Source organism: Alkalihalobacillus sp. FSL W8-0930, from assembly GCA_037965595.1.
Classification (GTDB): domain Bacteria; phylum Bacillota; class Bacilli; order Bacillales; family Bacillaceae_D; genus Alkalicoccobacillus.
Map to the genome: position 1 here is coordinate 1557530 of CP150183.1, position 13371 is coordinate 1570900.

Consider the following 13371-nt stretch of genomic DNA (forward strand, 5'->3'; position numbering starts at 1 on the left):
AGAGTGGCAGATATGCTATTAAGCTACTTTCGAGAGAAACAAAAGCAAACTCAAAAGGAAAAGGTGTATCCTACACAATGCCCCTTTTGTAGTGTTCAGTGCAAAATGCAATTAGTTGAACAAACAAGTGTGACGAGAAAGTCTTATCGTACGGTTGGTTTAATGAATCCCACGTCAAAAGGGAGACTTTGTATAAAAGGGTTACATGCTCATCAGCATACCTTACATGCGGATCGAATTACCCAGCCTTTACTTAAAAAAGATGGTGAGTTTGTTGAGGTAAGCTGGGATGAGGCACTTCACTATATTGCGCAAAACATCCAGGATATTCAAGACAACCATGGAAAGAACGCAATGTCTGTATATGGCAGTGCTTCAATCACAAATGAAGAAGCTTATTTAATGGGAAAGTTCGCAAGGGTGGCACTCCAGACAAAATACATTGATTACAACGGACGATTATGTATGTCTGCGGCTGCCTCAGCAGGTGCGCAAACATTTGGGATGGACCGAGGCTTAACCAATCGATTGGAAGAAATTATGTATGCAGAGTGTATCATCTTAGCTGGAACCAATATAGCTGAATGTCAGCCGACAATCATGCCGTATTTTGAGCAGGCAAAGGAAAATGGAGCCTTTATTATAGCCATTGATCCACGCGAAACAGCAACAACAAAACTCGCTGACCTACATTTAAAGCTTAAACCCGGAACAGACGCAGCTCTTGCAAATGGGTTACTAAAGATCATCGTTGAGGAGCAGATGATCGACGAGGCCTTTATTGAAAGTAGATCTAATGGATTTGCGGATGTGCAGCTACATTTAAAAAGCCTATCATTAGACGATATTTGTGAAAGGACAGGAATTGCACACAAAGATATTTATCGTGCCGCCGTAACATTTGCGCAAAAAACAACAGGTATGATTTTAACCGCAAGAGGAGTAGAGCAACAAACAGATGGATCTCTTGCAGTGCGTAATTTTCTTAACATTCTGATTGCGACAGGCAAGATTGGAAAACAAGGCTGTGGCTACGGTGCAGTAACAGGACAGAGCAATGGTCAGGGCGCAAGGGAGCATGGTCAAAAAGCTGATCAATTGCCAGGGTACCGCTCCATTGAAAATGATGAACACCGAGCCTATGTTGCGGACGTATGGGGAGTGGAAGCGCATGATCTTCCGAGAAAAGGAGTATCAGCCTTTGAGATGATTCAAAAGATGGATCAAGGCGAGATTAAAGGGTTATTTCTTTTATGCTCGAATCCAATTGTCTCCAACCCAAATGCCAGGTTCGTCAAAAAGGCATTAAAAAAACTAGACTTTCTTGTAGCGGTTGATCTGTTTATGTCGGAAACGGCTAAGCTTGCAGATGTGATCTTACCAACTACATCTTATCTTGAAGATGAAGGAACAATGACCAACCTAGAAGGAAGAGTTACGTTACGCGAAGCAGCAAAACCAGCACCTGGAGAAGCGAGGCATGATTGGCAGATCATCTGTGATGTAGCTAAAGCTTTGGGCAAGGAGCGTTTCTTCTCGTATTCCTGTGCCGAGGATATTTTTAATGAGCTAAGGCAAGCAAGCAAAGGAGGTATTGCGGATTACTTTGGAATTACGTATGACAAATTACGTGGTAACGAGGGAATTTTGTGGCCCTGCCCTTCTGAAGACCATCCTGGAACAGGTCGATTGTTTGAAGAGTCATTTGCTCACCCGGATGGAAAAGCCATGATGGTGGCTGTACCAAATGAACCGAAGATCGAGAAGGAGAAGCCTTGTAAAGAATATCCACTTTATTTAACCACGGGAAGAGTGATGGCTCATTATTTGACGGGTGTCCAGACAAGAAAAAGCTCGTCGCTTTCCGCAAGACATTTTGAATCGTTTATGGAAATTCACCCAGAAACGGCGAAGCAAATGGATATTACCGATCAGACGCTTGTACGAATCACTTCAAGGCGTGGCTCCATTGTCGTTAGAAGTAAATGGACCGCAACCATTCGTAAAGATACGGTCTTTGTTCCATTTCATTGGGATGAAAAGCAAAACGTCAATCGACTTGTAGAAGACAAGCTCGATCCTACATGCCGCATGCCAGGATTTAAAGTGAGTGCTGTTCAAGTCGAACCTCTAGATCGTTAAGGCTAACTATATTAGGAGTGGAGTGAGAGAGATGAAACTATCAGACTTAAAAAAGAGTGGCCATGCCCCATCATTGTTTTCTGCTTTTTTATACTTTGATGTCAGCTTTATGATTTGGGTTATGCTTGGCGCGTTGGGTGTGTACATTACAAATGACTTTGGGTTAAGTGCTTCTCAATTAGGATTAATCGTTGCTATTCCTATTCTTACAGGGTCTGTGTTCCGTATCGTAATGGGGGTATTAACTGACCGATTTGGTCCTAAAAAAACCAGCATCGGTGGAATGATTGTAACGATGATTCCCTTACTTTGGGGATGGCTACTTGGCACGTCCATTGCTGAGCTTTATCTCATTGGAATTCTATTAGGTGTAGCCGGTGCCAGTTTCTCAGCTTCACTACCAATGGCAAGTCGTTGGTACCCTCCAGAATTACAAGGGCTTGCCATGGGGATTGCTGGAGCAGGTAATAGTGGAACCTTACTTGCCACACTATTTGGTCCTAGACTTGCAGAGATTGTTGGATGGAATGGAGTAATGGGGCTGGCATTAATTCCACTCTCACTCGTTTTACTTTCATACACGCTTATGGCAAAGGAACCACCGAATCAACCAAAACCAAAGCCCTTAAAAGAATACTTTGTGGTCTTTAAGGAACGTGATACGTGGTTTTTCTGTTTACTCTATAGCGTCACCTTTGGTGGATTCGTTGGATTGTCGAGTTTTCTTAGCTACTTCTTTGTCAGTCAATACACTCTATCTCCTGTAAGAGCAGGTGAATTCGTGACCATTGTTGTCGCAGCAGGTAGTTTTCTAAGGCCAGTAGGAGGATTTATTGCGGACAAGATCGGCGGAGCAAAATTACTTTATTTCTTATTTGTTGGGATGACAATCTGTATGCTGACTGTCAGTACGTTGCCACCGCTTCTTTTTGTAACGATTGCTCTATTTATTGGCATGGGTTGCCTTGGTATGGGAAATGGGGCAGTGTTCCAGCTAGTCCCTCAACGCTTTCAAAAAGAGATCGGTATGGTCACGGGAATTGTTGGAGCAGCAGGAGGGATCGGTGGTTTCTTCCTTCCGAATATTCTTGGGATTTTAAGAGATTTGACGGGTACGTATGCAAGTGGATTTATCGTTTTTGCGATGGTCACTCTGCTAGCTGTAGGTATTTTAGCCTTTGCGCAGGCATCGTGGAGAAAGCAGTGGAAGGTTGCAAAGGCGAATAAGAAGGCGATTCAAGTATAACCAATAAGAGAGTCTAGAGTAAGGAATGGTGAAGAATGGTTGCCATTTAAAAGGGTTTAAGAGAGGTCTTGTAGAAGATCTTCTCTAAATCTAAGCTCTAGACTCATCTTTTAGTTATAGAAAGAAAGGTTGTTTCCTATGAAATACAAACCAAAAAAAATTTATGGTATGGTCTTATGTTATTACCGATAAGATAAAGGATATGTAAGGAGTGTCAGGATGAAGAGTTTTCTTTTAATGATTGCATTTATGTTTTTTGGCGTAGTAGGAGGATATTTAGTTCCTTTATTTTTGCATGATATTGTTGGTTTTCCTATTGAACTCCCAATATGTGTGTTACTTGGTCTAGTATTATCAATGCAAGTCTTAAATTACATGACTCAAACTGGCTTGTTAGAAAAGATAGCAAAGAGAATAACATGAACATAAAGATATTCTTATGTTATAGAAGTCGTTCATTCTTCTTTCTTTTACTCATAATAAAAAAGAAAATGCTCCAAACAAGTGTTGTTAATATAAGAGGAGAAATCAAAAAAGCAAATAGTAAAAGTGTAGAGCCATGCCCCGACATTGTATCTGGTACCTCACCATATCTTGATAACTCATCGGTATATTTAGCAAACTTGGACCTTCCATTTGCCTCCATCACAAAGTAAAGAACAAAAAGAATGACTGGAGGAGCAAAAAGATATATTTTGTCTTTAGCCATCTTATAAATAAGGTAGATTACCGGAAAAGAAATGGCTATATAAATGAAAAAATAAACTGTAATAACTCCATTAAATCCACTCTTTCCATAATGAATCATCACTTCTAGCATGAACTCATTTCTCCTCTACTAACAAAGTGTAATCCTTCAATTAATATCATCTGTGCTACTTCCCATAAGAGACTGTATAAATGGTAATATATAGATTATACATAATAGTTGTGGAGGAGATACAGATGAAGGTCATTTTTTTATTCGGCCCACAAGCTGTTGGTAAGATGACAATTGGTGAAATTCTATCAAAGGAACTGGATTTACCATTATTATTCAATCACATGACTTTAGATGCCATAGCTCCTTTTTTAGGATGGACGAAAAAAACATTTGAACTGTCCAATCAATTACGGAAAGATATCTTTCGTGAAATGGTTGCTCAGCAAGATAACAAGGGATTAATCTTCACATTTGTATGGGCGCTCGATCATAAGGAAGATTCTAAAGAAGTAGAGCGATTCAAACGTATTTTTACGGATTCTGGAGTTGACGTTTTGTTTGTAGAGCTTGAAACGACACTTGAGGAACGCTTACGACGAAACCAATCAGAGAACCGTCTGGCTAAAAAGCCTTCAAAAAGAGATCTGAAGCAAAGTGAAGAGGAGCTTTTAACAAGTAATCAAAAGCACCGGCTGAACTCATTACCGGGCGAAATAAAAGAACCCTATTATTTTCGCTTGGATGTGACAAATATTAGTGCGGAAGAGGCTGCTAGAAAGATCATTTCGGAGAATCAACTGTATTTAAAAACAGGGTGTTCCGAATGAACTGTTTAGGCTGTCGATTAGCAAATAAAAAAGAACCTATTCACTTAATTTATGAGAACGATTTAATTAGTTGTTTCTTAGATCATGACCCATTCAACGCAGGTCACACATTAATTCTTCCAAAAAATCATGTGGAAGATCTAGACGAACTAGATGAAGCGACTGCTCAATCGATTTTAAAAGCGTCTATGAACATTTCTAAGATTCTAAAATTGTTATACAAACCTGATGGAATAACTATTTGTCAAAATGGAGGCGTGTTTAGTGAATTAACACATTTTCATTTGCATGTTGTTCCGCGCTTTATAGATCAATCGTTTGCTACGTTTTATTCTGATGAGCCGTTTGATAATGAGCATCTTAAGCAGCAATTTGTAACGATTAAAAACCAATTAAAGAAAGCATTAAGTGAGATGTAAGTTTGGAGGTAAGAACATGAATATTGAAGAGCAACTTTATCATGCTGCGAATGAACTACTTAACACTCGTTATCCAACAGGTTGGGGAGGAGCTGCTGCTTTGGCACTGGAGGATGGAACGATCCTAACAAGTGTAGCCCCTGAAGTAATTAATGCAAGTACAGAATTATGTATAGAAACGGGTGCTATTCTTGAGGCTCATAAATGGAATAAGCGCGTAACACATTCTATTTGCTTAGCTCGAGAAGATGAGAGCGCGAAACCAAAGGTTCTAACTCCCTGTGGCGTCTGCCAGGAAAGACTCTTTTATTGGGGAGATGAGGTGCGAGTGGCGGTTACAAAGCCTGAGTTGGACTTAGAGTTTAAAGCTCTCTCCATCGTTCAACCTTATCACTGGAGAAAAGCTTATACAGGAGATCAGGTATGAATCTAGTAAATGGCTCAAATGACATGTTAGAAGAAATCCTATCTCGCCCTCTTTTTGCACATTTATCCACGGTAGAGAAGAACGAACCACGTGATTCACCAGTATGGTTTTTGTGGGAGAATGAAAGGATATGGATTCTGGGAAGCTACCAATCTAATTCATTTACAAGACGTATTGAAAAGGAACCTAATTGCGCAGTAGGTATTGTAGATTTTAATCGAGAGACTGGACTTGTTCATCACGTAGGGTTACGTGGAAAAGCCGAGCTCCAATCTCATCAAGAGGATAGAGCAAAGAGGTTATTTAAAAAATACATGGGACACGAAAAACACTGGGATCCTAGATTTAAAGCGGTTTTAGGTGACTCTGACTGGTTACTCATTTGTTTTACCCCAAATTCAGTTGTCGTAAGAGATCAGTCGTATCAACTTATTAAATAATTTCATGTACCGCATTTGAATCTTTCATCTGAGGAGGCCATATGAATTTAGGAAAACCGATCGCTAAAGGAAACACTGCAACCATGTATAAAGTTAATGGGCAAATGGTTAAGGTGTTTAATCAAAATCTGGATGCAAAATATGTTAAATATGAAGCGACTAAGCAAAGAATCGTTTTCCAGACAAGTCTCTATGTCCCTGAAGTAATCGAACTGAGTGAGGTAGAAGGAAAACAAGCGATAATCATGGAATACATAGAAGGGACGACACTCGGTGAGCTTTTTCAAGAGAATGATGAACAGGTAAGAAGTTATCTTGAACAATCTATAGACGTTCAAAGGGCTATTCACCAGATTACAAGCACTAAGTCGTTAGAAAAAATGAGTGATAAGTTAACAAGACAAATTTACGAGGCTCCTTTACTAAGTACAGCACAGAAAAAAGATTGTCTTTTACTCATGAACTCTGTTTTTAATGGAGATACGCTCTGTCATGGGGATTTTCATTTGTTTAATCTAATAAAAACCTCTACTAAAGAAATTGCAATTATTGATTGGATTGATGCTTCCATGGGAGATTCACGCGCCGATGTATGTCGTTCGTATCTTTTGTATACACAGCATTCAATAGAGCTAGCTGAGTTATACCTAGAGATTTATTGTGACCGAAGTGGTAAGACTAAAGAGGAAATTTTGCAATGGTTGCCAATCATTGCGGCAGCTCGCTTATCTGAACATGTTCAGACAGAGGATTCAAAGCGATTGGTGCAATATGTAGAGTCATTTCTTTCGTGAAAAGGAGAGCAAGTATATGTCAAGCGACCAACCAGGGATTTCATTCATCTATCCAAACGATTGTGGGAATTCACCTAAAACAGTAAGATTGAAGGAGATTTTTCAGTCGTTAATTGAGGGGAATCTGGAGATTTTTATTGAAAGCATCGAAGAAGAAGTACAATGGAATCTGATAGGCGATAGGCAGATAAAAGGAAAAGAAAACGTTGTACATAAGATTAAATCGTTCTCGTTAGAACAACTTAACACGCTGACTCTAAAAACAATTATTACACATGGGAAATTAGGATCTGTCAGTGGAACAGTTAAGCTGGAAGATACTAATGAAATCGATTTTTCAACAACCTTTCTCTTTAAAAGTGCTGGTTCAAAGTCAAAGATAATTGAAATCGACTCTTATATTATTGGAATAAACCGCTCTTAATCATTTGGCATGTAAAAAAAGTAGCTAGTCGATTGATTTGCTTCAATCATCCAGCTACTTTTTTGTGTGTTCTTATGTAAACAAATACGGCAAGAAGGAGTAAAAAGAAAGCCATTAGACTTGCACTAGCAAATAAGAAAGGGTAGGGGAAAAAGTGCCGATCAAATGCGTAGTGAATGTATTCCAGATGTGAAACGTCACTTGGGGCAATGATCTTGTCAAATCTTTGTAAACTAAAACGTAATTCCGTCCCTACATACCAAGTCATAATAAGCGAAAAAGTTGCGAGCATCAAACATAAGCCGATTGGTATGGAAAATTTATAAAAGATACGGTTCACCTCCATATACTATTCCATTTATTATAATGGAAGGATTGATGTAATGTTTGTCGAAAAGTGAGAAATAAGAAAAAATGCCAAAAGAGAGTAGGGTAGTGTAAATCTTTAGGAAGGATGTGGTTGAATGACACATGCTCTAAGCATTGGTGGAACTGGAATGCTAACAGTAGCAACGAGTTGGCTGGATGGGCATTTTGAACACTTGAGTGTTATTGGACGAGATAAAAGAAAGGCTCATGAATTAATTAAAAACCACAAGTCCCAATTTACTTTTCATGAAGTAGATTACCAAGACACGGAGAAACTTATAAATACCATTGAACAGATTCATACAAGAGCGCCCTTTGACTACATCATTGCCTGGGTACATAGTGGAACAGCTCCTGATGCACTTCCATCTGTTTTAACTACAATCGAACAACATCAGCATATTCCTTATCGTTTATTTCATATAAAAGGAAGCACTCATGCATTAAAAAATAACCCCTTGCCTGTGCCTGCAAATTGTTTATACCGCGAAGTCATCTTAGGTTTTCAATATAACGGGGCACACTCAAGATGGCTGACTCACTCAGAAATCTCTAAAGGAGTTATTGCAGCAATTCAAGAGGATGCAGAATCAACAATCATTGGAGTTCTATCCCCATGGGAAAAGCGTCCGCATTATAGAAAAAATCATTAAAGCAAATGCTTTAATGATTTAAAAATAGTCCGAGAACCAAGGCTCATTATTTGGAATAATCTGTTCTAAGAACTGAATGGCTTCCTCTGAAGCAGAAAGACGCCCAACCTCTTTTAAATGGGATGCTTTTTTATAGTTGAGTAGCATCGTACACAACGTTTGAATATCTGTCTTGATCACATGCTCCTGTTGCTCTTTTGATTCGGTTAGTTTGTTTTTGTTGTCCCACTCAAATGAGAACGTTCCATTGTTCCATTCAAGTATCGGATCGGTTAATTCAAGTGTGAAGCCGGATTTAGGTTGATTTGTAAACGGAAATTCCAATAAGAACTCCTTCGCATCAACGATTCTCGCCATATAGTAAGGAGAAATCTTTTCTTCTATCTCGCCATCCTCTAAAAAAAAGGACAATGGTTCATTTTGGAAGATTTTCCCTTCAACATAATAAACCATAGAGAAGTGCGCTCCAATAAAGTTCCACAATCCTCTTCTTGCATCTTCATTATTAAAGATCATTTCACGTACATAGAAGGTTTCATTCTCCACTTTGTAATACATGTATCCGGTCGGTTCATGATGTTCGTTGTAGTAGACACAAGCGGAGAGCTCCTCGCGTTCCCAACGGAAATGCTCATCCCAGGCTAAATCGTTCCGAATCATCGCTGCATTTTCTTTTCGCGAGAATTGATCATATGCTTGTTTGATATCTGGGTGATCCCACTTCACGCGTTCCATTCGCCCAGCGACTTCATAAGGCTTCGGAATTTGTGTATCTCTTACTTTATAGGTGATGACATCAGAGATAATTTCCCAGCCTTTTTTTCTGTAGTAAGGAATGGAGTAAGGGAAGAGATACGAAATGTGTTGCCCGGCATCTCTCATGTTTTTAAGACCTTGTTTCATTAAGTCATTCATGAGTCCAAGTCCTGCGTACTCAGGATACGTTCCAACTCCTGTTACGCCGCCCATCTTAAATGCTTTCCCATGAATATTCACATCGAAAGGATAAATAACTAATTGTGAGACTAGCTTCTCCCCAGCAAACCATCCAAGACCATCACACTGTTCAAGCACAGGTTTTTTCCATTGCATTGGATGTTGTCCTTGAATTTGAGCAAGATCCTGATTTGTTACTTGAAAAACATAGGTTAATAATTCGGCAGATTGGTCCACGTGTTGAACATTCAATGATCGAATATCCAACGAACGCTTTATCTCCTGCTTTGACATACATTTCACTGTCCTTTTTTATCCGTTTCATTTAATGTAACATAAAATGTAACAAAAATCCTTTTGAATGGATGGAATATAGAAACAACATTATGAGACGAGGTTCCAAGGACAAGAAGGAATAACAGAGAATTTGTCGAATGTTTAATACTGATGATCTCTCGACTAACTAGGAGATGAGAAGCCTATGATTCTTAGACCAATGGCTGTAGCCTTTCTTATAAATGAATATCAAGAGGTTTTGTTCTTAAGAAAAAAAGATAACGCCACATTTTTACCAGGCTACTTAGTACCTGTAGGAGGCCATATGGAACCGGTTGAAATAAATGAGCCTCTACGTAGCTGTTATCGTGAGATTGATGAAGAAACAGGCTTACATAAAGATCAAATTGAACATCTTCATTTGAGATATATCATTCATAGAATCAAAGGGTTACATGATGTAAGAGTTCAGTACGTCTTTTTTGGAAAAGTTTCTACCCATTCGCCTCTAGTAAGTAGCGAAGAGGGAACAGTGGAATGGGTGTCTTTTTCTAATCTCAATCTAAACGAGGTATCTGAGACTACAAGGGAGCTGATTGCTCATTACAAATCGCACCAGCAGTCAGAGTCTATTTACGTTGGATCTATGTGTAAGGAGAATGGTCAGCCTGCAATGAATTGGAGTATTCTAGAAGACTGGGAACATTAACATCATAAAAACATAACGTTAAAAGTAAGGTGATCTAATGTCAGACGTAAAGCTCTATACATTATGTATTGTTCAAAATGAAAAAAAGGAAATTCTTCTTATCAATCGCCCAGATAAGCTGGGCTTTCCGGGCTACATTGGTCCAGGTGGGAAAGTAGATTTCCCAGAAAGTTTAACCGAGGGAGCTATTCGTGAGGTTTGGGAAGAAACTGGGTTGCACGTTCGTGATTTAGAATACAAAGGTCTTGAGGAGCATTCAGATCCTGATAAAGGAACGCGGTATATGGTCTTTAATTATCTCTCCACATCCTTTGAAGGTGAGTTATTAGAAAATCCACCTGAAGGAGACTTGCACTGGGTTTCAATAGAAGAAGCCTTCAACTTACCGATGCAAGATTGGTTTAAGCGAAGGCTGGAATTGTTCTTTAAGCCCGGCACATTTGAAATCCATTCCATTTATAATGAAGAGAAGGATGAATTAATAAAAGAAACAATTAAAGCTCTATAAAAAATATACATTTAAAAACTACGAATGAGTTGATTCACCAGCATCCACATGTAGCACTTGAGCTGTCACAAGCCTTGAATCATCGGAGGCTAAGTAAACATAAGTGGGTGCAAGCTCAAACGGCTGGCCGACTCGATCAAACAGGTTTCCACCATGTAATGCGTTTTGATCTGCTGAGAAACTCGCGGGAATAAGAGGGGTCCATATTCTTCCTGGGGCTACGGCATTTACTCGAATGCGTTTATCAGCGAGATTCTTCGCAAGAGAACGAGTCCAGCCGACCATGGCTCCCTTTGTGGCAGTATAATCGATTAGCTGTGGCTGTCCCGCATACGTTACAACGGAGGCGGTACCAATAATAGAACTTCCCGCTTTCAGATGGGGGAGTGCTGCTCGTGTAGTGTAAAAATGAGAGTAGATATTTACTTTAAACGTATCATCAAACTGTTCATCCGTTATATCCATTAAGTCTAGTTGCTGAAACTGGATGCCTACATTATTCACCAGTATATCTAGCTGCCCAAACTTCGCTACGGTATCCTCAACGATTTTGGCACAGTGCGCCTTATCACGTACATCTCCAGGGAGCAAAAGACATTCTTGATTAAAGTGCTCAATTCGCTTCTTGGTTCTTTGGGCATCTTCCTCTTCATCTAAGTACGAAATGGCAACATTTGCGCCTTCCTTTGCAAAGGCAATCGCTGCTGCAGCGCCAATCCCACTGTCTCCACCAGTAATAAGCGCAACTTTTCCTTTCAACTTTCCACTTCCTACATAGTTAGGGTTTTCAATGATTGGCTTAGGAACCATTAGCCCCTCAAGCCCAGGCTGCCTGAGTTGACGCTGCTCTGGATTACTTAATGGAACCTCTTCGTAGCGCGTAATGGTTCCATACTGAGGATAGATGGGGTAAGGATCTGTTTGCTTATGCTCTTCAAACCAGTCTTGCATTCTTTTAATATAATCCAGCTCTTCTGGTGTTGGTTGTTCTGGCATTTCTCTTTTACTCATAGATAAACCTCCTACTCATTTTACTCCTTTCAGCGTATGTAAGGGCGGATGTACCCGTGCATTTTTTGTTTTGAAAAAAAGGACAGTCTCTGTTGTGACGATACATGAATAGGGTATTAAAAAGGGGGACATGTGATGAATCCAGTTGTCATCTATCCAGACATAACACTTTTACTCATTAACCAATCAGATGAGGAGGTTCAAGTACAATTTGCAGAATCGACATTCAGCTTACCGAAAATTGGCCCAAGACCTCCTTATTATGCAAATCCGCGTATTGAGCCTGAATATCCTGTTGTATGAGGGATAAGAGAAGAATGTCGAATAAGACATTCTTCTTTTTTTGTGAATTCACTGAACATTCATGTTTTAAGTGGGGAATAACGGGAAGAGGAGGAGAGATTCTATTTTATAGGAGGTTTTTATTTGTTTAAACGGATTGACAAACTTCAGATTGATTTACCGAAACTGGATCAGCCGGACCCAGAATCAGCAGGGGTTGTACAAGAACTGTTAGGTGGAAGATTTGGTGAGATGTCGACGCTGAACAATTACATGTTTCAATCGTTTAACTTTAGAAGTAAGAAGAAACTAAGACCTTTCTATGAATTAATTGCGAGTATCACGGCAGAGGAATTCGGCCATGTTGAGCTCGTATCCAATACGATCAATCTTTGTCTTGATGGGTCTGTTGGAAACGGAAGTACAAATCCTGACGATACCCCACTCGGAGCCGCACTTGGACTTGGAAACAAGTTTAACTTTGTACTCGGTGGACAGAATGCCATTCCAGCAGATTCTACTGGGAAGCCTTGGACAGGCGACAACGTTTTTTCAAGTGGAAACCTTGTAAATGATCTGTTGCACAATTTTTACTTAGAGTGTGGAGCACGAACACATAAGATGCGTGTCTATCAAATGACAGAGAATGAAACAGCAAGAGAACTAGTTGGATACTTATTGGTTCGAGGAAGTGTACATGCTGTAGCCTATGCGAGAGCCCTTGAAGAGGTCACAGGAGTCAACATGATGAAAATGCTCCCTGTCCCAAATCTGGATAATAGTAAGTTTGATCATGCAAGAAAATATGAGGCATTAGGTGAACACCGTAAGCTGTATCGCTTTAGTGACGATGATTATAAATTATTAGACCGAATTTGGACAGGTCCAACACCGATTGGTCCAGAGGGTCAATTGGAAGTTGTGGATGGAACTCCGGAAGGCGCTGAGATACCAGATCTGGATCAGGTACCCGAAGAGTTCGCACCAGGATTTGATGAAGAGCAATTCAGAGAATTATCAAAACGACTGCAATATGAAGCAGGCATCAGGTAAGGGTTTACATTGTTTTTGCTGAAAAATAAATAAAAAAAGATTCAACACACGAAACCCGTATGATTCTCACATGAGGACATCCGGGTTTCGTGTTTTTTGTGAGAGTTAGAAACGAACAATTCATGGTACGAGAGAGTTTATCGTAATTAGCT

The 13371-nt window shown here is 39.7% G+C and carries 17 protein-coding genes; 14 read left to right on the plus strand and 3 right to left on the minus strand.

What is annotated here, in order from left to right:
- The first annotated feature begins 3 nt into the window (after positions 1-3).
- The 3 genes from NSQ54_08315 (at position 4) to NSQ54_08325 (ending at position 3811) form a co-directional block, all read left to right on the plus strand.
- Positions 4-2142: a nitrate reductase gene (locus NSQ54_08315; protein WYP28075.1), complete on the plus strand. Its 2139-nt coding sequence runs from the start codon at positions 4-6 to the stop codon at positions 2140-2142.
- 31 nt (positions 2143-2173) lie between these two features.
- Positions 2174-3388 carry a nitrate/nitrite transporter gene (locus tag NSQ54_08320; protein ID WYP28076.1) on the plus strand — a complete coding sequence of 405 codons (1215 nt, stop codon included), beginning with the start codon at positions 2174-2176 and terminating at the stop codon, positions 3386-3388.
- 219 nt (positions 3389-3607) lie between these two features.
- The gene (locus tag NSQ54_08325) at positions 3608-3811 is read left to right on the plus strand and encodes a hypothetical protein (GenBank protein ID WYP28077.1); all 204 of its coding nucleotides are present in this window, start codon (positions 3608-3610) and stop codon (positions 3809-3811) included.
- Between the two features lie 19 nt (positions 3812-3830).
- On the opposite strand, the gene NSQ54_08330 is transcribed toward NSQ54_08325, so the two are convergent.
- On the minus strand, positions 3831-4208 hold the full coding sequence (locus NSQ54_08330) for a hypothetical protein (protein WYP28078.1): 378 nt from the start codon (positions 4206-4208) through the stop codon (positions 3831-3833).
- Between the two features lie 125 nt (positions 4209-4333).
- On the opposite strand from NSQ54_08330, the gene NSQ54_08335 reads away from it, so the two are divergent.
- The 7 genes from NSQ54_08335 (at position 4334) to NSQ54_08365 (ending at position 8444) form a co-directional block, all read left to right on the plus strand.
- Positions 4334-4918 (plus strand): AAA family ATPase, encoded by a 585-nt coding sequence (locus tag NSQ54_08335; protein ID WYP28079.1) that lies wholly within the window; start codon positions 4334-4336, stop codon positions 4916-4918.
- Positions 4915-5337 carry an HIT family protein gene (locus NSQ54_08340; protein WYP28080.1) on the plus strand — a complete coding sequence of 141 codons (423 nt, stop codon included), beginning with the start codon at positions 4915-4917 and terminating at the stop codon, positions 5335-5337. The genes NSQ54_08335 and NSQ54_08340 overlap by 4 nt, the downstream gene beginning before the upstream one ends.
- Before the next feature lie 16 nt (positions 5338-5353).
- Positions 5354-5764 (plus strand): cytidine deaminase, encoded by a 411-nt coding sequence (locus NSQ54_08345; protein ID WYP28081.1) that lies wholly within the window; start codon positions 5354-5356, stop codon positions 5762-5764.
- Positions 5761-6204 (plus strand): pyridoxamine 5'-phosphate oxidase family protein, encoded by a 444-nt coding sequence (locus NSQ54_08350; GenBank protein WYP28082.1) that lies wholly within the window; start codon positions 5761-5763, stop codon positions 6202-6204. Before NSQ54_08345 ends, NSQ54_08350 begins: the two co-directional genes overlap by 4 nt.
- A 41-nt stretch (positions 6205-6245) precedes the next feature.
- Complete coding sequence (locus tag NSQ54_08355) at positions 6246-6998, plus strand: phosphotransferase (GenBank protein WYP28083.1); 753 nt, start codon at positions 6246-6248, stop codon at positions 6996-6998.
- Between the two features lie 16 nt (positions 6999-7014).
- Entirely contained in the window at positions 7015-7422 is a 408-nt protein-coding gene (locus NSQ54_08360) for a hypothetical protein (protein WYP28084.1), read from the plus strand.
- Positions 7423-7886: 464 nt separating this feature from the next.
- Complete coding sequence (locus NSQ54_08365; protein WYP28085.1) at positions 7887-8444, plus strand: short-chain dehydrogenase; 558 nt, start codon at positions 7887-7889, stop codon at positions 8442-8444.
- 18 nt (positions 8445-8462) lie between these two features.
- On the opposite strand, the gene NSQ54_08370 is transcribed toward NSQ54_08365, so the two are convergent.
- Positions 8463-9674: a GNAT family N-acetyltransferase gene (locus NSQ54_08370; GenBank protein ID WYP28086.1), complete on the minus strand. Its 1212-nt coding sequence runs from the start codon at positions 9672-9674 to the stop codon at positions 8463-8465.
- Positions 9675-9861: 187 nt separating this feature from the next.
- On the opposite strand from NSQ54_08370, the gene NSQ54_08375 reads away from it, so the two are divergent.
- Positions 9862-10365 carry an NUDIX domain-containing protein gene (locus NSQ54_08375; GenBank protein ID WYP28087.1) on the plus strand — a complete coding sequence of 168 codons (504 nt, stop codon included), beginning with the start codon at positions 9862-9864 and terminating at the stop codon, positions 10363-10365.
- A gap of 37 nt (positions 10366-10402) precedes the next feature.
- On the plus strand, positions 10403-10873 hold the full coding sequence (locus NSQ54_08380) for an 8-oxo-dGTP diphosphatase (protein ID WYP28088.1): 471 nt from the start codon (positions 10403-10405) through the stop codon (positions 10871-10873).
- 18 nt (positions 10874-10891) lie between these two features.
- On the opposite strand, the gene NSQ54_08385 is transcribed toward NSQ54_08380, so the two are convergent.
- Entirely contained in the window at positions 10892-11884 is a 993-nt protein-coding gene (locus tag NSQ54_08385; protein WYP28089.1) for an SDR family oxidoreductase, read from the minus strand.
- Between the two features lie 135 nt (positions 11885-12019).
- Here NSQ54_08385 and NSQ54_08390 point away from each other — a divergent pair, with 135 nt between their 5' ends.
- Both NSQ54_08390 and NSQ54_08395 read left to right on the plus strand, forming a co-directional pair.
- Positions 12020-12187, plus strand: a complete 168-nt coding sequence (locus tag NSQ54_08390; protein ID WYP28090.1) for a hypothetical protein — start codon at positions 12020-12022, stop codon at positions 12185-12187.
- Between the two features lie 123 nt (positions 12188-12310).
- Complete coding sequence (locus NSQ54_08395) at positions 12311-13219, plus strand: manganese catalase family protein (protein WYP28091.1); 909 nt, start codon at positions 12311-12313, stop codon at positions 13217-13219.
- Positions 13220-13371 lie beyond the last annotated feature (152 nt).

Coding starts and splice junctions, on each gene's coding strand:
- NSQ54_08350 (WYP28082.1), top strand. CDS start 5,761: ATGAATCTAGTAAATGGCTCAAATGACATGTTAGAAGAAATCCTATCT.
- NSQ54_08370 (WYP28086.1), bottom strand. CDS start 9,674: ATGTCAAAGCAGGAGATAAAGCGTTCGTTGGATATTCGATCATTGAAT.
- NSQ54_08390 (WYP28090.1), top strand. CDS start 12,020: ATGAATCCAGTTGTCATCTATCCAGACATAACACTTTTACTCATTAAC.
- NSQ54_08335 (WYP28079.1), top strand. CDS start 4,334: ATGAAGGTCATTTTTTTATTCGGCCCACAAGCTGTTGGTAAGATGACA.
- NSQ54_08385 (WYP28089.1), bottom strand. CDS start 11,884: ATGAGTAAAAGAGAAATGCCAGAACAACCAACACCAGAAGAGCTGGAT.
- NSQ54_08340 (WYP28080.1), top strand. CDS start 4,915: ATGAACTGTTTAGGCTGTCGATTAGCAAATAAAAAAGAACCTATTCAC.
- NSQ54_08345 (WYP28081.1), top strand. CDS start 5,354: ATGAATATTGAAGAGCAACTTTATCATGCTGCGAATGAACTACTTAAC.
- NSQ54_08360 (WYP28084.1), top strand. CDS start 7,015: ATGTCAAGCGACCAACCAGGGATTTCATTCATCTATCCAAACGATTGT.
- NSQ54_08320 (WYP28076.1), top strand. CDS start 2,174: ATGAAACTATCAGACTTAAAAAAGAGTGGCCATGCCCCATCATTGTTT.
- NSQ54_08325 (WYP28077.1), top strand. CDS start 3,608: ATGAAGAGTTTTCTTTTAATGATTGCATTTATGTTTTTTGGCGTAGTA.
- NSQ54_08355 (WYP28083.1), top strand. CDS start 6,246: ATGAATTTAGGAAAACCGATCGCTAAAGGAAACACTGCAACCATGTAT.
- NSQ54_08365 (WYP28085.1), top strand. CDS start 7,887: ATGACACATGCTCTAAGCATTGGTGGAACTGGAATGCTAACAGTAGCA.
- NSQ54_08380 (WYP28088.1), top strand. CDS start 10,403: ATGTCAGACGTAAAGCTCTATACATTATGTATTGTTCAAAATGAAAAA.
- NSQ54_08375 (WYP28087.1), top strand. CDS start 9,862: ATGATTCTTAGACCAATGGCTGTAGCCTTTCTTATAAATGAATATCAA.
- NSQ54_08330 (WYP28078.1), bottom strand. CDS start 4,208: ATGCTAGAAGTGATGATTCATTATGGAAAGAGTGGATTTAATGGAGTT.